We start from the raw sequence: 19527 nt of genomic DNA, 5'->3' as shown, positions 1-19527 counted from the left end.
GTTTTACCGGAGCCGCGTCATGCTTGATACCATCCAATACAAAAGCCCCAAGCCCAAAGTCATCGCAGGCGCGAAAGAAGACTGGGAATTGGTGATCGGACTTGAAATTCACGCCCAAGTGCAAAGCAACGCCAAGCTTTTCTCTGGCGCATCGACCAAGTTCGGCAACGAGCCAAATTCAAACGTAGCGTTCGTTGATGCCGCCATGCCCGGCATGCTACCAGTGATCAACGAATATTGCATTGAACAAGCCGTTCGTACGGGGCTTGGTCTGAAAGCTGAGATCAATCTGTTTTCCGCGTTTGACCGCAAGAACTATTTCTACCCAGATTTGCCACAAGGCTACCAAATTTCCCAGCTTTACCACCCCATCGTGGGCAACGGCGAAGTCTTGGTCGATATGGAACCGGGTGTGGCGCGCAATGTACGGATCGAGCGCATTCACTTAGAACAAGACGCAGGCAAATCCATTCACGATATGGACCCAACGATGTCTTTCGTTGACCTAAACCGCACTGGTGTGGCGCTGATGGAAATCGTGTCTTTCCCAGACATTCGTGGCCCTGAAGAAGCGGCAGCCTATGTGCTGAAACTGCGCCAAATCTTGCGCTACTTGGGCACCTGTGATGGCAACATGCAAAACGGTTCTATGCGGGCAGATGTGAACGTATCTGTCTGTCGCCCCGGTCAGTATGAGAAATTCCAAGCGACTGGTGATTTCGGCCACCTTGGCACGCGCTGCGAATTGAAAAACATGAACTCGACACGGTTTATCCAAATGGCGATTGACGTGGAAGCACGCCGTCAGATTGCGATCATCGAGGACGGTGGCGAAATCAAACAAGAGACACGCTTGTATGATGCGGATAAAAACGAAACCCGCTCTATGCGCTCAAAAGAAGAAGCCCACGATTACCGCTACTTCCCTGACCCTGATCTGTTGCCTTTGGAAATCGAACAAGCTTGGGTTGACGACATCGCAGCATCCCTGCCTGAACTTCCAGACGAGAAAAAAGCCCGCTTTGTGACCGAGTTTGGCCTGTCTGAATATGACGCCAATGTTTTGACCGCAGACACCGCCAACGCCGCTTATTTTGAGCGCGTGGCAGAGGGCACAGACGGCAAGCTCGCAGCAAACTGGGTGATCAACGAATTGTTTGGTCGCTTGAAAAAAGACGACAAAGACATCGTGGACAGTCCTGTGTCAGCCGAACAACTTGGCGGCGTGGTCAAGCTGATCAAATCAGGCGACATCTCTGGCAAGATCGCCAAAGACCTGTTCGAAATCGTCTACACCGAGGGTGGCGATCCTGCGACGATCGTGGAAGACCGAGGCATGAAACAAGTCACCGACATGGGCGCCATCGAGGCTGCCGTGGACGACGTGATTGCAGCCAATCCTGCGCAAGTTGAAAAAGCCAAACAGAACCCCAAACTCGTTGGGTTCTTTGTCGGCCAAGTGATGAAAGCCTCAGGCGGTAAAGCCAACCCTGCTGCGGTCAACGAATTGGTCGTGAAAAAGCTCGGCCTTTAAGACGACGACACTGACGTGTTGGAACTGGCGTATTTTCAAACGGGGCGGCGTAAAGCTGTCCCGTTTTTCATTTAAACCGCCTGCTCAGACAGTCATTAGCAAAAACGCAAACCTTTTCATCTACATTGGCCTTGCATAAAGTCGACCTAATGCCAGCCAAAATTGGAGCTACCCATGTCAGCCTATGAGTACCGCGTCATCCCCGCCCCGCGCAAAGGCGAAAAAGCCAAAGGGATTAAAACCCCTGACGCACGCATGGCACAGGCCATGGAAACCCGTTTGAATGCCTTTGCTGAAGAAGGTTGGGAATATGTCCGCTCGGATGTTGTACCTATGGAAGAACGCGCAGGATTGACGTCGAAAACCGTCAGCTACCATACAGTTTTGATTTTCCGCCGCGAAGCTGATTTTGGCATGTTCACGGATGAAAAAGTGGGCTTTGGCACCTTTGCTCAAGAAGATGCTGATGCGGCCATCGCCGCCGAAGCGGCAAAGGCCAAAAGCGATGCTGATGCCGCCAATACGACGAGTGCGCCAGACAAGCCCGCATAGTACGACAAGACGGGGTCAAACATCCAAATCAAGTGCCAGCGCATGAATGCGCGGCACGATATCTCCAAGCGCTTTGTGCACAGCACGATGACGCGCCACACGCGACATGCCTTCAAACAGTGGCGAGCGGATCATAACGTTAAAATGGGTTTCACCATCACCGCCAGGATTGCCCGAATGCCCCGCGTGAGAGGCCGAGTCATCGACCACTTCCAGCTGCTTTGGCGAAAAAGCGTCGTTCAAGCGTGATTTCATCTCATCTGTGATCGACATTTAGGCTTTATCCTCTTTCCAAATTCTCCATATCGTCTAGAGTATTTTGCCTGAGTCTAAAAGGTTAAGCCACATGCAAAAAGACGATCCCTTTGGTTTCGATATGTCCGCAGCAAAGGACAAACAGAAACGCCGCGGCGGCCGCCGCGGTATGTCTGGTGCGTTTGAAACGTCTCAGAGAGAATGCGAACACGACGGGTGCGTCGAGGCGGGCCAGTACCGCGCGCCCCGTTCCCCCGATCATTTGGACGAGTTCAAATGGTTCTGTAAGGACCATGTTCGCGCCTATAATTTAAAATGGAATTTCTTCGACAACGCGACGCCCGAAGAAATGGAAGAACAGATGAAAGCCGCCGAAACAGGCGAGCGCCCAACAAAGCCGTTTGGTAAGAAAACCAGCGAAGAACGGGCTTGGGCGCGTCTTGGTGTGGATGATCCGCATCAAGTGTTAGGGGAAAACGCCACACAAAATCCGGGCAAAAGCGATCCGGGTGCGTCTACGCGCAAATTGCCTGCTCCTGAACGTCAGGCGATTGAAATTTTGGAAGCCAAAGATCATTGGACCAAAGCCGAGATCAAAAAGCAGTACCGCAGCTTGATCAAAGTCTTGCACCCAGATGTGAATGGTGGCGATCGGTCACAAGAAGAACAATTGCAACAAGTTGTTTGGGCTTGGGACCAAGTGAAAGACAGCCGTTTTTTCCGCTAGTCTCTCGTGAACATCAAGCCATAAAACGCAAAAAGGCCGCCTCAACATAGGCGGCCTTTTTTATCACATATCGACTGAAAGCGCTCAGACGTTTCAACGCTTAATGCGCAGCATCGCCTTTTTTGCCTTTGACCGCGTGGATCAAAGGATCAATCACTTTACTAACCACCGGAATAAGAAACAGTCCCAAAACCAGCCCTAGAATGCCATCACACAGCGCCGTCATAAACCAAGTGACAAAACCAGCGGCTTTGGGCGCAGCCAGCGCGGCAACTTCGGCCAAGTGGTGAATTTCAACATAAGGATGGTGCAATCCAAGTTCGTGCATCCCATGAATAACAATTGATCCGCCCACCCAAATCATCGCGGCGGTGCCAATAATCATCAGCGCTTTCATCAAAAATGGCATAAATTTCACAATGCCACGCCCCAATGCACGCGTCACAGACCAGCGCCCGACCCGTGCCAACCACAGCCCGACATCATCCGCTTTCACGATCAACGCCACAGCGCCGTACACTGCAACAGTGATGAAAATACCAGCCAACGCTAAAGCGCCCGCTTTGAATAGGATCGACCCAGTAGGATCAATACCTGACAGAATGATGGTCATGATTTCAGCAGATAGAATGAAATCCGTTTTCACCGCCCCCGCGATTTTAGCCTCTTCAAGGCGCATGGGGTCGCCTTCGCTCGGGTCTTGACCATCCGCGTAAGGCGCGTGCGGCTTAAACAGGTGATAGACCTTTTCCGCCCCCTCAAAACACAAATAGCACCCGCCAATCATCAACAAAGGCATGATCAGCCACGGCGCAAAAGTGGACAGCAAAAGCGCTGCGGGCAGCAAGATGATCAACTTGTTCTTGATCGACCCCAACGCAATTTTCCCAACGATGGGCAATTCACGCGCAGGCTGGAAGCCTTGCACATATTTGGGCGTCACGGCGGCATCATCAATCACCGCCCCCGCCGCTTTGCTTGAGGCTTTTAACGCCTGTGTTGCAATGTCATCGACGTTGGCGGCAGCAACCTTAGCGATCCCTGCCACATCATCGAGTAAAGCCAGTAAACCGCTCATGTATTTGTCCTTACAGGTCTTGTTTGACCCATATGTAGTGGGGCTTTGGGTCTTAGGCAAATGCCACATAGCTTAAAATGCAAAAGGACGCCCCGAAAGGCGCCCAATCTTGCAACATTTTAATAAACGTCAACTTACATTGCTGGCAACATCACTGTGTTGATCACATGGATCACGCCGTTTGACTGGTCCACATCCGCGATAGTCACTGTCGCAACGTTGCCGTTTTCGTCTTCGAGCATCATTTTGCCGTCAACGTAGGACGCTTGCAGCGTGCAACCGCCGAGTGTTGGAACTGGGTGCTTGCCACCGTCGTCTTCGATCATGCCTTTAAGCGCGTCTGACATGACCTCTTTACCAACAACGTGGCAGGTCAGGATTTTGGTCAACTGATCTTTGTTTTCTGGCATCAACAGTGTTTCAACTGTGCCCTCAGGCAAAGCTGCAAAAGCATCATTCACAGGGGCAAAAACGGTAAACGGGCCATCTGATGCGAGCGTATCAACAAGACCTGCGGCTGTCACAGCAGCGACCAGTGTTGTGTGATCTGCAGAATTTACAGCATTTTCAACGATGTTTTTGTCTGCGAACATTTCTGCGCCACCCACCATCGGGTTTTCGCCGTGGTGATCAGCAAAGGCTGCACCAGAAATCAAAGTCGCTGCGAGTGTGGACAGAATAAAAGAGCGTTTCATGTTGTGTCTCCATCAGTTTGATGCCTCGACCATTTTGGCGAGGTTACAAGAGATACGCCCTGCAGACGGCTTTGGACCACCGCAGATCATCACAATGAAGACACGTTGATTTGAGATATAAAAGTGATCCAGAATTATGTTTGAAATCGTAGGTGCGCGCTCAGCCCCCTTGTAAAAGTTGCCACCCTGCCCCCCCTTGCACCCTTGGCGCGAAACGGGCATGAAGTCACAAAGTAACAGCGATGGATACGGGCTCAAACATGGATGCGACTGCAAAACCCACCGAAGATATCTCAGTCCGCGAGGTCTTTGGCATCGACACCGATATGACCGTCAAAGGGTTCGCCGACCGCACTGACCGCGTGCCAGAGATCGACACGACCTATAAATTTGACCCGGACACAACTCTGGCGATCCTTGCAGGGTTTTCACACAATCGTCGTGTGATGATCCAAGGGTACCACGGCACAGGCAAATCCACGCATATTGAACAAGTCGCAGCGCGCCTCAATTGGCCTTCTGTGCGCGTCAATCTTGACAGCCACATTTCGCGGATCGACTTGATCGGTAAAGACGCCATCAAACTCAAAGACGGCAAACAGGTCACCGAATTCCAAGAGGGTATCTTGCCTTGGGCATTGCGCAACCCTTGTGCGATTGTGTTCGATGAATACGATGCGGGCCGTGCGGATGTGATGTTTGTGATCCAACGCGTTTTGGAAGCTGACGGAAAATTGACCTTGATGGATCAAAACGAAGTCATCACGCCGAACCCCTATTTCCGTCTGTTTGCCACCGCCAACACTGTTGGTTTGGGCGACACCACGGGGCTGTACCACGGCACGCAACAAATCAACCAAGCCCAGATGGACCGTTGGTCTTTAGTCGCGACGCTCAACTACCTGAGCCACGATGCGGAAACCGCTATCGTTCTGTCCAAAAACCCCAACTACAACACCGAAAAAGGTCGCAAGCAGATCAGCCAGATGGTGACCGCTGCCGACCTGACACGCACAGCGTTTATGAACGGCGACCTGTCCACGGTGATGTCACCACGCACGGTGATCACATGGGCGCAAAACGCTGAGATTTTCCGCGATGTTGGCTATGCCTTCCGCCTTACATTCCTCAACAAATGTGATGAATTGGAACGTCAAACTGTTGCTGAAATTTACCAGCGTTGCTTTGATGAAGAACTGCCAGAATCTGCCGCAAGCATGACCTTGGGGTAATTATTGAAGCTGCTGTCACGCATCATATCGATGTCGGCGCGTATGTTTGCATACCTGAACCGACGTCAATATGATGGTGATGGCGCTTCAACCGTCAGACTGACACGTCGCGTGCTGCAACCGACTTTTGTGACATTGATCGCAGCACTTACGCCTTTGTGTGCGGACGTAATTCAACAAATGAAATGCGGAAATAGATGACAAAGCCAAGCGACAACCCAGCTGATCCGTTTAAAAAAGCCCTTGCTGAGGCCACCAAAGTACTGGCCAATGATCCCGAGCTGACGGTTACCTATTCGATGGACCCATCGGGGCTGACCCCAGACACGGTACGCTTGCCGCAAATTTCGCGTCGCATGACCCGCGACGAAGTGTTGATCGCGCGCGGTACGGCAGATGCTTTGGCCTTGCGTCACAAATATCACGACGATGGCACCTTTAATCGCTATGCGCCTCAAGGCCAAATGGCTTTTGACATCTATGATGCGCTTGAAACTGCGCGCGTTGAAGCCGTCGGCGCGCGGCACATGCCCGGCACCAGCAAAAACATTGACGCAAAAATCGGTAACGAGGCGATGCGGCGCGGCTATGACGGGGTCACATCTACCGAAGATGCCCCGCTGGCACAGGCCATGGGCTATTACATGCGCCACCTGACAACTGGGCGCGATCTGCCCGCAGGGGCGCAAAATGTGATGGAGATTTGGCGCGATTTCATCGAACAGCAAACCTCTGGCACGTTTGACGATCTTGACAGTTTCATCAGCGACCAAAAATCCTTTGCCCGTTTGGCCCGTCGTTTGATCGAAGATCTTGGCTATGGCGACCAGCTAGGCGATGATCCTGATGATTTGGATTCTGACGACGATCAAAATGCGGAATCAGACGAAGACCAAGAGGATCTCGAGTCTGAGAGTGAAGATCAAGAGCAAGACGACGAAAACGAAGCCTCGCCTGAAAATTCGCAAGAAGAACAACAAGATGCGTCAGAAGCCACCGTGTCTTCAGACGATATGGCGCAAGATGAATACACTGATGAGATGGACATGCCCAATGATGAGGCCGAAGCTGAAGCCCCTCAGCCCGCGCCCTTTTCAGATGCAGATCCAAATTATCAAGTTTTCACCAGCAAATACGATGAAGAAATCGCGGCCGAAGATTTGGCTGAAGCCGCCGAACTGGAACGTCTACGCGCCTATCTGGATCAACAGCTTGAGCCACTCAAAGGCGCGGTGTCACGCTTGGCAAACAAGCTACAGCGCCGCCTGCAAGCGCAGCAAAACCGGTCTTGGGAATTCGACTTGGAAGAGGGCACATTGGACGCAGGCCGCCTAGCGCGTGTTGTCGCCAACCCCACCACGCCTTTGTCGTTCAAGCGCGAGAAAGACACCGAATTCCGCGATACAGTCGTGACCATTTTGTTGGATAACTCTGGCTCTATGCGCGGTCGTCCAATTTCGATTGCCGCGATTTGTGCCGATGTTTTGTCGCGCACACTGGAGCGGTGTTCGGTCAAAGTTGAGGTGCTCGGCTTTACCACCCGCGCGTGGAAAGGTGGCCAAAGCCGTGAGGAATGGCTGGCCCAAGGACGTCCACAAATGCCGGGTCGCTTGAATGATCTGCGCCACATCATTTACAAAAACGCCGACGCGCCTATGCGCCGCACACGGTCCAATTTAGGACTGATGATGAAAGAAGGCCTGCTGAAAGAAAACATCGACGGAGAGGCGCTCGAATGGGCGCACCGCCGCATGCTTGCACGAAACGAAGCGCGTAAAATCTTGATGGTGATTTCTGATGGTGCGCCAGTGGATGACAGCACGCTGTCTGTAAACCCCGCAAACTATTTGGAAAAACACCTGCGCGATGTGATCGAATTGGTTGAAAAGCGCAAACAGGTTGAACTGATTGCTGTTGGCATTGGCCACGATGTGACGCGCTATTACGAGCGCGCGGTGACCATCACTGACGTTGAACAATTAGCAGGTGCGATGACCGAACAATTGGCCGCGCTGTTTGACACAGACCCAAGGGCGCGTGCCCGCATGTTCGGTATCCGCAAAGCGATGTAGCATCTCACTTAGGCAAGTTTTACCAAGTATAATTACGCAAAATCAATTACATAAGGCGAAATCTATGTTTCAATCCTTTGATGTGACCAGCCACCCTGACCAAGCTGCCCCCCGCGTGACTGCACTGCGTGTTGCCATGACTGACGCAGGGTTGGATGCGTTCATTGTGCCGCGTTCAGATGCACATCAGGGTGAATATGTTGCGGCTTGTGACGAACGGTTGGCATGGCTCACAGGGTTTACGGGCTCGGCAGGCTTTAGCATCGTCACCCGCAGCGCCGCCGCAATGTTTACAGATGGCCGCTACACCGTTCAGGTCAGAGCGCAATGTGATGACAGCGTGTTCGAATACATTGATTGGCCCGCGACATCTTTGGGCGCATGGCTATTGGGACGCGACGCACAAACAATCGGATTCGACCCTTGGCTGCATACAGAAAAAGACATTGGAATCCTGCGCAAAACGCTTGAAGGCAGTGGAAAAACCATCAGCGCATCACAGAATTTAATCGATAAAATCTGGACGGATCGCCCAGATCGCCCCAATGCCCCAGTTTTCGCCCAGCCCTTTGAATTAACGGGGCAGACTTCCGAAGAGAAATTCGAAATAGTCTGTGGCGCGCTGCGCAAACATGGCGCAGATACCGTGGTGTTCACTTTGCCTGACAGTCTTTCTTGGCTGCTGAACATTCGCGGTGCCGACATTGCGCACAATCCAGTTGTCCAAGCCTTTGCAACGCTAAGCACCGATGGGAAAATGCACTTGTTTGCAGAACCGTCCAAGTTTGATGCGCTCGACCCTGATCCACGGATTTCAATCGCACCGCGATCTGAATTCAATGCCCATCTGCAAAGCCTTGAAGGCACAGTTTTGATTGATCCGGCCACCGCGCCTTATGCTTTGCGCAGCTTGATTGAAGGTGCCGGTGCTCAAGTTGTCACAGGCGAAGATCCGTGCATTTTACCCAAAGCCTGTAAAACCGATGCTGAAATCGCAGGAGCGCGTGAAGCCCATTTGCGCGATGGCGCTGCGATGGTCGAATTTTTAGCGTGGCTAGATGCCCAAGTGCCAGACAGCCTGACCGAGATATCCGTGGCGCGCGCACTCGAAGGGTTTCGTGCCGCGACAAACCAGCTCAAAGACATTTCGTTTGATACGATCAGCGGCTCTGGCCCCAACGGCGCGATTGTGCATTACCGCGTCACGACAGAGACAGATCGCCCGCTGAGCGAAGGAGAATTGCTTTTGCTGGACAGCGGTGGGCAATATATTGATGGCACAACGGATATCACCCGCACCGTTTCTTTAGGTCATCCACGCGCCGAAGAACGCGAGTCCTTTACCGCAGTGCTGCAAGGTATGATCGCGATTTCCACAGCGCGATTTCCGCGTGGGGTTGCTGGTGCGCATTTGGACAGTTTGGCCCGCGCCCCTCTGTGGCGCATGGGCCGCGATTATGATCATGGCACGGGACACGGCGTTGGTGCATTTTTATCTGTGCACGAAGGCCCGCAACGCATTTCACGTGCCTCGGATTTGCCCCTGCGCGAGGGGATGATTTTGTCAAACGAACCAGGATATTACAAAGCTGGATCGTACGGGATTCGTATCGAAAACTTGATCGTCGTGCGCAGCGCACCTGATCTTTCCGGTGGCGATCCACGTGACATGCTTGATTTCGAAACCTTGACCTTTGTGCCAATTGATCGTGATTTAATCAACGCTGATGAGATGGCCCCATGGGAACGCGATTGGTTGGATGGGTACCACGCACAGGTTTGGAATGTGATTTCACCACGCGTCAGCGACAGTGCCAAAGAATGGCTGCGACACGCCACCACCGCAGTCTGACATATACCTGTTAAGAGTTGCCTGATAAGATACGCTAAATTTAAGAGGGGACATAAAATGGCTGACCATATTAAAATCCGTAAAGCACCCGGCAAATATGTCGTGCGTGCTGGCGGTGCAGTTCTGGGCGAAACGAGTGATGCATTGGAAGTGATTGAGGGCGATTACCCACCCGTGATCTATTTCCCGCGTGACGCACTTGCCATGGCCTTTTTGGATGCTTCAGACACCACGTCACATTGCCCGTTCAAAGGCGATGCATCTTATTATTCGATTCAAACCAAGTCGGTTCTGATCGAAGATGCCGCTTGGTCGTATGAAAATCCCTTGCAAGGGATGGAAAAGATCAAAGGGTATTTGGCTTTTTATCCACAAAAAGCCGCTGTTGAACTGCTGTAAGCAAAGATCATCGATACGCTTTTGCAGGAATATATCAGAGGGTGTAGGTCAAACTGCGCCCTTTTGCCTTTGCAAAATTTGCGTTCCGCTCACCTGTTTAACTGTGTTCCTCTGCCGCTGTGTCGGCCAGTGCTTTGCTAAAAACACGCAAAGCATCAACATGAAACAACGCCCCATGCAATTCTGGTCCTGTTTCTTCGCGCAAGGTGACAACAGGGATAAACACTAGGTTATGTGTCTCGAACATCGGGATCGCCTTTTCAAGCGTTTCATTGGGGGAAATATAAATCCCTTTTGAAATTAAGTCTTTGCAATCGCTTTCTTTGGCTGCGCGCGGCGCATCGGGTCCGCGATAGCACTGATGCACGCGCACAGTTGCCAAAAGGTACGCTTGTGGTCCTGCGGCCAAATGCACATCGCGCCGCTCAAGCAAAGTCAAAAAGAACGACCTGTCGACAAGCTTTGAAGCAATGGCCGTCGACAAAGACACAGCGACCATCACGGCCAGCCCTGTTTGCCAATCGCCTGTGAGTTCGAACACGATCAAGGTCGTCGAGATAGGCGCGCCCAGCACAGCCGCAGCCACAGCGCCCATACCCGCCAAAGCATATAGCGTCGCGGTGCCCGAGACATCTGGGAACACGGCTGTGGCAATCAACCCAAACGCCAACCCAACCATAGCGCCGACCATCAAAGCCGGTGAAAACACCCCGCCCCCCATGCGTCCAGCCATGGTGATGGCGACCGCGATCACTTTGACGACAGTGAACACAATCGCCTGCCAAATTAAAAGCTGCCCCGTCAAAGCCGCAGAGGTGGTTTCATAGCCAACCCCAATGATATGCGGGAAAACAATCGCCAAAAGCCCAAGCAGCAACCCCGCCAAAGCGGGTCGAAATACCGGAGGCAAATGAATACGGTCAACCACCCAAGTGCCAAAATCATCCGCCATAAAAATAGACCGCATCATCAAAACGGCGATCAAACCACAGACAGCGCCCAGTAAAACAAACGCAGGCAATTCAACATAAAACGACAATGCACCGTCCGCCGCGAGTGTAAACTCAGTCACATCGCCAAATTCCAATCGGTTGATCACCGTTCCTGCAACCGCAGCAATGGCAATCGGCGCAAAGGCATGTACTGCGAAATGGCGCAAGATAACTTCGAGCGCGAACAAAGCACCTGCAATCGGCGCATTGAATGACGCCGACACCGCGCCCGCCACAGCGCAGCCCAACAGGTCGCGCCCCGTGATGCCATTGGCATGCAACCTGTTCGACACCCAACTGGAAATCACGGCAGCCAAGTGGACAACGGGGCCCTCACGCCCAGTTGAGCCGCCCGTTGACAGCGTGATCAACGATGCCACAGCCGAGGCCAGACCTGCGCGTTTTTCAACCCGCCCGTTATTCAGGGCGGCACCTTCGATAACATCCGCGACCGAGCGCACGCGTCCATCTGGCGTGAACCAATTAAGCACAACCCCAACAGCCAAACCGCCCAAAACAGGCAAAGACAACACCCAAAACCATGGCAGTTCCCCCGCAGCACTGTGCAACAAATGCACGTCTTCTGCCCCGTAAAAGAACGATTGCAGGCCACTGATCCATTTGCGAAAAAACAAAGCAGCAAGGCCAGAAGCGATGCCAATCAAGAGCGCAATAAACCAAAACTGAATTTGGGACGGCCCGCGCAAACGCATCAAACGCAAGGCATCTAAAACGCCCGCGTGCACGTCTTGCAGCGCTTTTTTAGGATATGATATTTTGTCTTCGGCCATGCTGCGCCGATCCTATTTTCTACACGCATTGCGACTTGCGCTTTTCACACCAGCACGGCACTTTCCAGCCACACTGCATTTTCAAAGATCGAGCTTAGAATGATTAAAGATACCGTATTCGCCGAACTCACTTCCGTTCTAGAGGGTCGCGTGACCCGTTCCAAGTCTGATCTTGAAGTTCATGGCCGTTCAGAGACGTGGTTTGCTGACACTCCGCCCGATGCAGTCGCCTATCCGCAAACCACAGCCGAAGTTTCAGCTTTGGTTAAACTGTGCCACGCACATGACATTCCTGTGATTGGCTGGGGGGCAGGTACATCACTTGAGGGGCAAACCATGGCGATCCATGGTGGCCTTGTGGTTGATTTTTCTAAGATGAACCGCGTGCTACGGGTCAATGACGCAGATATGGATGCTATCGTGCAACCCGGCGTTTCGCGCGAGCAACTGAATACTGACCTGCGCGCCACGGGGCTGATGTTTCCTGTCGATCCCGGTGCAAATGCATCAATCGGCGGCATGGCCATGACCCGCGCTTCGGGCACGACTGCCGTGCGGTATGGCACCATGCGCGACAATGTGATCGGGCTGGAAGTGGTTTTGGCCGATGGCACGATCATGCACACAGGATCGCGCGCACGCAAATCATCGGCAGGCTATGACCTGACCGCACTGTTTGTAGGATCAGAGGGCACGCTTGGTCTTGTGACCGAACTGACACTGCGCCTGCATGGCCAACCTGAAGCAATCAACGCCGCCGTTTGTGCCTTTGATGATATGGACAGCGCTGTGAATGCCGTGATGATGACCATTCAAATGGGCATTCCTATGGCGCGGATCGAATTTTTGGACACCAAAAGCGTCGAAGCTGTCAACGCCTATGCAGGTGTTGATTTCCCTCTAAAACCACACCTTTTCGTAGAATTTAATGGCTCAGAGACAAGCGTGGCAGACCAAGTGTCGAGCTTTGGTGACATTGTGCAAGACTTCGGGGCATCCGGTTTTGATTGGGCCAGCAAGCTTGAAGATCGCAACGCGCTTTGGACCATGCGCCACAACGCGTTCTATGCCTGTTTGGCGCTTAAAAAGGGCTGTATTTCTGTCGTGACTGACATTTGTGTGCCAATTTCAAAGCTGGCCGAAGCGGTGCAAGAAACGGCAGACGATATTGCCGCATCCTCTATCGAAGGTCCGATTTTGGGCCATGTCGGCGACGGAAATTTTCACGCCATTCTTTTGGTCGAACCGGACAATGATGCGGAATTGGCCGAGGCCAAACGCCTAGCGCACCGCATGGCAGAGCGAGCCTTGAAACTTGGTGGCACGGTCACGGGAGAACACGGGATTGGTCTTGGCAAAAAAGGTTTCATGGAACAAGAACACGGTGCGCCCGCGTGGGCTGCCATGGGCGCGATTAAGCAGGCATTGGACCCGAAAAACATCATGAATCCCGGAAAGCTTGTCCCATAGGGGACAAACCAGACGCCCGTGCTTGAAATTAGTGGAGTGTGTGCAAAGCGCCAATCGGCTGATCGCAGAATTAGCCGTTCAATAGGGCTTTGGCCGCTTCGCGGGCGGGATCTGTGATCGAATCCCCCGACAACATACGCGCGATTTCATCAATACGGTCCTGTGCTACAAGCGGCACGACCTCTGACAACGTCATGTCTTTTTCGACCCTTTTGGCAACACGCCAATGATGCGCGCCCAATGCGGCCACTTGCGGCGAATGCGTCACCACAAGCACTTGACCGTCTGCTGCCAAAGCTTTCAAACGCCGCCCAACGGCATCCGCAGTGGCGCCGCCAACGCCGCGATCAATTTCGTCGAAAATCATCGTGACACCGGATTGGTCACGCGTCAGACATACTTTTAATGCCAAGAGAAACCGTGACAATTCACCACCCGAGGCAATTTTATTCAGGGGCCCCGCTGGCGCACCAGGGTTGGTCGCCACAGTGAAAGACACGGCGTCTTGCCCATCGGGGCCGCCGTCACACGGCGCGACAACCGTGACAAACACCGCGCGTTCCATTTTCAGGGGGGCCAACTCTGCGCCCATCAATGAATCAAGTTCTTTGGCTGCGGATTGGCGCGCACGGGTCAATGCATCGGCTGCGGTGCTGTAACGTGTTTCTGCATCTTTTAGGTCTTGTTCAAGACGGAACAAATCATCGGCACCACCATCCAGCGCCTTGAGTTTGCTGCGTAAATCATCAGCAAAGTCACCCAAATCATCTGCCAAGACATTGTGCTTGCGAGCGAGACCTCGAATGGCGAACAGGCGCTCTTCGATACCTTCCAGTTCGTGCGGGTTGAACCGCAGCGCGTCCATACATTCCTCAACGCCCGACTGGGCATCGGCCAATTCATTCAAGGTGCGGTTGAGCCCCTCAATCGGCGCATCAAGACGACCATCTGCCTTGTCTGCAGCGCCTTCCAACCAACGCAGCGCATCGGTCAACGCGCCTTCGGCGGCGTCATAGGACATGGCTTGGTGGGCTTTTGAAATATCGCCAGAAATCTTTTCAGCAGATTGCATCAGGCGGCGCTCTGCATCGAGTTTCGCCTCTTCGCCGGCTTCTGGTCGGATTTTATCCAGCTCGCCTACGGCATGGCGCAAAAACTCTTCTTCGGATTTCAAGGCAGCTTGTTCGGCTTGAGCGGCAGCCAAAGCTTTTCGCGTTGCCGCCAGTGTTTTCCACGCTGTGCGCGTTTTAGACAGCTTGCCGTCCAAGGTGCCAAAGGTGTCCAACAACACACGGTGCCCACGGGGATTGAGCAACCCACGATCATCGTGCTGCCCGTGCAATTCAATCAGCAATTCCGACAAACGCCGCAGCACATCACCAGAAACACGGCGGTCATTGACCCACGCAGTTTTGCGCCCATCGGCGGTGTTGATACGGCGTAAAATCAGTTCATTGTCGCTGACATCAATGCCAGCCTCAAGAATCAAAGCCTCAGCCACGGGGCCTTGAGGCACGTCGAACACGGCAATCACTTCGCCTTGTTTGGCCCCTGCCCGCACCAATTCGGCGCGTCCGCGCCAGCCCAAGACAAAGCCCAAACTGTCGAGCAAAATGGATTTACCTGCACCCGTTTCCCCAGTAAGCACGTTGAGACCCGGCTGAAACGATAGTTCCAGTCGGTCGATGATCAACATGTCCCGGATATCAAGGTGCCTTAACATAACCGCCTCGAAACGTTGGTCAGAGCCATTCGCCGCGAACCATTTGACGATACACTGCGCTGAGCCAGTTGTTCCCCAAAGATTTGGCCTCAAGCCCTTGGCCCGTCAGCAAAGCATAGCTGTCTTGATACCATTCGGTCGATTGGAAGTTGTGCCCCAAAATCGCCCCTGCGGTCTGCGCCTCATCTGTGAGACCAAGTGCTAAATAGGCCTCGACCAAACGGTGCAGTGCTTCTGCAGTGTGCTGTGTGGTTTGGAACTGTTCAATCACGACGCGGAACCTGTTCACGGATGACGCATAGTGTTTGCGTTTCAAATAGTAGCGTCCGATTTCCATCTCTTTGGCCGCAAGGTGGTCAAAGGCCAAATCGAATTTCAACACGGCAGAGCGCGCGTATTCTGTTTCAGGATACTGCTCAATCACAACACGCAACGCTTGCAGCGCTTGAAACGTCAGACCTTGATCGCGGCCCACGTCATCGATTTGGTCGTAATAGGACAATGCCAACAAGTAATGCGCATAGGCTGCATCTTCGTCAGCGGGGTAAAAGTCAATGAACCGCTGCGCGGCAAGGCGGGCTTGTTCATAGTCACGGCCCCTGTGAAAGGAAAAAGCTTCCATAATCAAGGCGCGTTTGGACCATGAAGAATAGGGGTAAAGGCGCTCGACCTCACCAAAGTAATGAGCCGCCGTGTCGAAATCTTTCGTGGTGATTTCATATTCGGCACGTTTGTAAATTTCTTCGGCTGAATAACCTTCAAGATCTCGCTCTGGGGCGTAATCACCGCAGGCCGTTACAAATGCCAAAGAAAAAGCTGCCGCCAATTTAAGGCTGCCGTACGATCCTGTGCGCATGAAAAATTCCACCTTCGTCAAACTTCGTGACCCGCGACCGCGCGCCATGGACCAACTCCTAGCACAGAAATTTTCGGTGCAAAACGTCTTTGCTGCGGAAAATAAAGATGTGAAGACTTAGAGGCAAGAACTGGCGAATTATGCGCAGTATGCCAAATCTGACACGCTCACGCCCGCACCGGGCAAAGTACGCGCTGTTGCGGCATCGACTGTCACAAAAGCCCATGCGCCAGGCGTTGCAAAAACTTCACGCAAAAGCGCATTTGTCATCGCATGTCCCGCGCGCACACCAGTGTAGCGTCCGAGAATCGGTGCGCCAGCCAAGGCCAAATCACCCAAAGCATCCAGCATCTTGTGGCGTACAGGCTCGTCCTCATGGCGCAAGCCACCAGGCGACAAAACATCTGCGCCATCCACAACAACTGCGTTTTCAAATGTCCCACCAAGCGCCAATCCATTGGCCTGCATCAGGTCCACATCGGATTTGCGGCAGAATGTACGACAGTTTGACAGCTCACGAATAAACGCACCATTGGCCATCACAAGACGTTTGTCTTGAACGCCAATCGCGGCATCTTCAAAATCAATATGAAAATCGATTTCTAATGTATGCGATGGTTCCAAACGGGCAGTCGCCGCGCCCACTTCGATTTGAACAGGTTTCAAAATTTTCAACGCCCGCATAGGACCTTTTTGACGTGTCAGCCCAACAGACAAGATCGCGGCCACGAAAGGCGCCGCTGATCCATCTTCGATTGGCACTTCGGGGCCACTCACAGACACGAGTGCATTGGTCACGCCACAGCCAGCAAGCGCAGCCATGATGTGTTCGATCGTTGAAACTTCAACACCATCCGTGTTGCGGATCAATGTGCACAACTTAGAAGGCACCACAACATCCCAGCGCGCTGCGATGAACGGGTTGCGCGTGTCGTTGATGTCAGCATCAATGTCGGAACGTTTGAACGAAATACCAGAATTTGCAGGCGCGGCTTCAACAGTCATACGCACAGCTTCGCCGGAGTGGAGCCCCACCCCATCGAATGTAATCGTTTTTGCGACTGTCTTTTGCACGGCGTGCCTCATGGTTGCTTTGTTTGCTTGGTGCCACGTCCAGCGGACAACACGATCAGCAAACTTTGTTAATAATGAGGTAGGCGCGTTTATGGGGGTACTCAACTCAATCTTTGTAACGAAATGAAACATGTACAGATCGCCACAAGCAACATTTCGCGCACATCCGCGCCGCATCGCAGCAAGTATATGATATGAAAGAAAAAAGGCTGGGAAATCCCAGCCTTTTTAAACTTAAATAAATTCAAACGTGATCACGGATTTGATCAAATCGTTACAAACGTCTGATAAACGATCAGTTTGCCTGACGACGCAAGAAGGCTGGAATTTCGATTTTTTCCTGCTCAGGGTTTGGATCCTGATCTTCGTCGTAAGACTGATGTACCTGTGGTTGACGGCTTGGTTGAGCCGCAAAACGCTGTGCAGGTGCCGCTTGACGTGGCTGTGGTTCAGCTGCCTCTTCGGCACCATTACCCGTCATGCGACCAATCAAAGAGTTGATCCCAAAGCGACCTTGTTTTGGTTGCTCAGGCGCACCGAAAGACCGTGGAGCCGCGTGTTGAGGTTGTTGTTGTGGCTGACGCTGCTGCATCGGCGCTTCTGGGCGCTTTGCGACAGCCGCTTGCAAACGAGAGACCGCTTCAGGTGACGGCGTGCCCGCAGTAGGTGCGCGTGGCGCAACGTATGAATCTGCTTCTGGCTCGTGCATCGCAGGCTGATATGTGTGCTCAGGGCGTGGCTGATATGCTGGCGCAGGAACATCATCTACAGCGTCATAAGTCTCTTCGGCTTGAGATGCTATTGATGATGAGTGCGGATCGAATACATCCAAAGAAGGCTGAACTGGCGCTTCATATGCGCTTGCAGCAGGCTGCTGATGTTGTGGTTGTTGCTGTGGGGCCGGCGCTGGTGCTTGCTCTGCGGCGGCAGGCGCCAAGGGCTCAGCCATACGGCGACGTGGTGTTGGCATTTCGGTCGAAACCGCTGCGTCAATACCAGTGGCCACAACAGACACGCGCATTTTGCCACCCAAAGATGGGTCCATAGTAGAACCAACGATGATGTTGGCTTCTGGGTCGACCTCTTCGCGAATACGGTTTGCCGCTTCGTCGAGTTCGAACAATGTCAAATCGTCGCCGCCTGTGATGTTGATAAGAACACCTTTGGCGCCTGCGAGAGACATTTCGTCGAGCAATGGGTTGGCGATGGCTTTTTCTGCAGCTTGGATCGCGCGATCTTCGCCCTCTGCCTCGCCTGTGCCCATCATAGCTTTGCCCATCTCGTCCATCACAGCGCGAACGTCTGCAAAGTCGAGGTTGATCAAGCCAGGGCGCACCATCAAGTCAGTGACGCCTTTCACACCTTGGTACAAAACATCATCCGCCATAGAGAAGGCGTCAGTGAATGTGGTTTTTTCATTGGCAAGGCGGAACAGGTTTTGGTTCGGAATAATGATCAGCGTGTCGACCATTTTCTGCAAAGCTTCGACACCTTCATCCGCCTGACGCATACGTTTTGCGCCCTCAAATTGGAATGGCTTAGTTACAACGCCAACAGTCAAAACACCTAGCTCACGTGCAGCTTGCGCGATGATTGGTGCAGCGCCTGTGCCGGTGCCGCCCCCCATGCCCGCTGTGATGAAACACATGTGTGCGCCAGCAAGATGATCAACAATGGCTTCGATGCTTTCTTCGGCAGCGGCAGCACCAACACTTGGTCGCGCACCAGCACCAAGGCCTTCAGTGACTTTAACACCTATTTGGATTTTTGAGGCAGCATTGGAGTGCTGCAAAGCTTGTGCGTCAGTGTTCGCAACAACGAACTCCACGCCTTCAAGCTCTTTTTCGATCATGTTATTGACCGCATTACCACCAGCGCCACCAACGCCAAACACTGTGATACGAGGTTTCAAATCTTCGCGCTCGGGCATTGTGAGGTTCAAAGCCATGATCTACCGCCTGTTTTTTCTGTTTACGGAGCGGCACGCTGTCCCACGAACTCGCCCTCAAACTGTCCCTGCTTGGCAACGCGCCAAACAAAACTTACCTATTCCCGTTCATCCTATGGGTTTTTATGAGCGGCGTCACCCAAAAAACACAATCGCGACACAAAATGTAGGGGAATACCGCATAAAATTAGGCGGTATTTTGCGCACCACCCCACATTTGGGGGCTAAGGCCGCAAAGAGACCTAGCGTCAAGCTGCGCTTGCGCCAAAATCGGGTC

Annotated in this window: 16 protein-coding genes; 8 read left to right on the top strand and 8 right to left on the bottom strand. The window is 52.8% G+C overall.

What is annotated here, in order from left to right; all coding sequences use genetic code 11:
• Positions 1-19 precede the first annotated feature (19 nt).
• Positions 20-1534, top strand: a complete 1515-nt coding sequence (gene gatB, locus BM025_RS07575; RefSeq protein ID WP_085849008.1) for an Asp-tRNA(Asn)/Glu-tRNA(Gln) amidotransferase subunit GatB — start codon at positions 20-22, stop codon at positions 1532-1534.
• A gap of 174 nt (positions 1535-1708) precedes the next feature.
• Positions 1709-2086: a DUF4177 domain-containing protein gene (locus BM025_RS07570; protein WP_085849009.1), complete on the top strand. Its 378-nt coding sequence runs from the start codon at positions 1709-1711 to the stop codon at positions 2084-2086.
• Positions 2087-2101: 15 nt separating this feature from the next.
• On the opposite strand, the gene BM025_RS07565 is transcribed toward BM025_RS07570, so the two are convergent.
• The gene (locus tag BM025_RS07565; RefSeq protein WP_085849010.1) at positions 2102-2359 is read right to left on the bottom strand and encodes a BolA family protein; all 258 of its coding nucleotides are present in this window, start codon (positions 2357-2359) and stop codon (positions 2102-2104) included.
• A gap of 73 nt (positions 2360-2432) precedes the next feature.
• Here BM025_RS07565 and BM025_RS07560 point away from each other — a divergent pair, with 73 nt between their 5' ends.
• Positions 2433-3068 carry a J domain-containing protein gene (locus BM025_RS07560; protein WP_085849011.1) on the top strand — a complete coding sequence of 212 codons (636 nt, stop codon included), beginning with the start codon at positions 2433-2435 and terminating at the stop codon, positions 3066-3068.
• Positions 3069-3168: 100 nt separating this feature from the next.
• Here the strand turns inward: BM025_RS07560 and BM025_RS07555 are convergent, their stop codons facing one another.
• Together BM025_RS07555 and BM025_RS07550 are read right to left on the bottom strand one after the other, a co-directional pair.
• Complete coding sequence (locus BM025_RS07555) at positions 3169-4146, bottom strand: DUF808 domain-containing protein (protein WP_085849012.1); 978 nt, start codon at positions 4144-4146, stop codon at positions 3169-3171.
• A 134-nt stretch (positions 4147-4280) separates the two neighbouring features.
• Positions 4281-4841: a fasciclin domain-containing protein gene (locus BM025_RS07550; protein WP_085849013.1), complete on the bottom strand. Its 561-nt coding sequence runs from the start codon at positions 4839-4841 to the stop codon at positions 4281-4283.
• A gap of 242 nt (positions 4842-5083) precedes the next feature.
• Here BM025_RS07550 and cobS point away from each other — a divergent pair, with 242 nt between their 5' ends.
• The 4 genes from cobS to BM025_RS07520 all read left to right on the top strand — a co-directional run bounded on the left by cobS (position 5084) and on the right by BM025_RS07520 (position 10396).
• Positions 5084-6073: a cobaltochelatase subunit CobS gene (gene cobS, locus BM025_RS07540; RefSeq protein ID WP_085849015.1), complete on the top strand. Its 990-nt coding sequence runs from the start codon at positions 5084-5086 to the stop codon at positions 6071-6073.
• A gap of 197 nt (positions 6074-6270) precedes the next feature.
• Positions 6271-8145 (top strand): cobaltochelatase subunit CobT, encoded by a 1875-nt coding sequence (cobT, locus tag BM025_RS07530; RefSeq protein WP_085849017.1) that lies wholly within the window; start codon positions 6271-6273, stop codon positions 8143-8145.
• A gap of 64 nt (positions 8146-8209) precedes the next feature.
• Positions 8210-9997, top strand: coding sequence for an aminopeptidase P family protein (locus BM025_RS07525; protein WP_085849018.1), 1788 nt, complete (start codon positions 8210-8212; stop codon positions 9995-9997).
• A 57-nt stretch (positions 9998-10054) separates the two neighbouring features.
• Entirely contained in the window at positions 10055-10396 is a 342-nt protein-coding gene (locus tag BM025_RS07520) for a DUF427 domain-containing protein (RefSeq protein WP_085849019.1), read from the top strand.
• A gap of 97 nt (positions 10397-10493) precedes the next feature.
• Here BM025_RS07520 and BM025_RS07515 read toward each other — a convergent pair whose 3' ends face one another.
• The gene (locus BM025_RS07515) at positions 10494-12179 is read right to left on the bottom strand and encodes a chloride channel protein (protein WP_085849020.1); all 1686 of its coding nucleotides are present in this window, start codon (positions 12177-12179) and stop codon (positions 10494-10496) included.
• Between the two features lie 99 nt (positions 12180-12278).
• Between BM025_RS07515 and BM025_RS07510 the strand changes: the two genes are divergently transcribed.
• Positions 12279-13649: an FAD-binding oxidoreductase gene (locus tag BM025_RS07510; protein WP_085849021.1), complete on the top strand. Its 1371-nt coding sequence runs from the start codon at positions 12279-12281 to the stop codon at positions 13647-13649.
• A gap of 70 nt (positions 13650-13719) precedes the next feature.
• On the opposite strand, the gene recN is transcribed toward BM025_RS07510, so the two are convergent.
• From recN to ftsZ, 4 genes are all read right to left on the bottom strand, one after another.
• Positions 13720-15372 carry a DNA repair protein RecN gene (gene recN, locus BM025_RS07505; protein ID WP_085849022.1) on the bottom strand — a complete coding sequence of 551 codons (1653 nt, stop codon included), beginning with the start codon at positions 15370-15372 and terminating at the stop codon, positions 13720-13722.
• 19 nt (positions 15373-15391) lie between these two features.
• Positions 15392-16228 (bottom strand): outer membrane protein assembly factor BamD, encoded by an 837-nt coding sequence (locus BM025_RS07500; protein ID WP_085849207.1) that lies wholly within the window; start codon positions 16226-16228, stop codon positions 15392-15394.
• A gap of 138 nt (positions 16229-16366) precedes the next feature.
• A complete protein-coding gene (gene lpxC / locus BM025_RS07495) occupies positions 16367-17302 on the bottom strand; it encodes a UDP-3-O-acyl-N-acetylglucosamine deacetylase (RefSeq protein ID WP_085849023.1) in 936 nt (311 codons plus the stop codon).
• A gap of 295 nt (positions 17303-17597) precedes the next feature.
• Positions 17598-19250: a cell division protein FtsZ gene (ftsZ, locus tag BM025_RS07490; RefSeq protein ID WP_085849024.1), complete on the bottom strand. Its 1653-nt coding sequence runs from the start codon at positions 19248-19250 to the stop codon at positions 17598-17600.
• Positions 19251-19527: the final 277 nt, after the last annotated feature.

Source organism: Pacificibacter marinus (assembly GCF_900109555.1).
In the GTDB taxonomy this organism is placed as follows: domain Bacteria; phylum Pseudomonadota; class Alphaproteobacteria; order Rhodobacterales; family Rhodobacteraceae; genus Celeribacter; species Celeribacter marinus_C.
The sequence above is the reverse complement of the archived record's forward strand: the minus strand, read 5'-3'. Positions and strand labels throughout refer to the sequence as shown.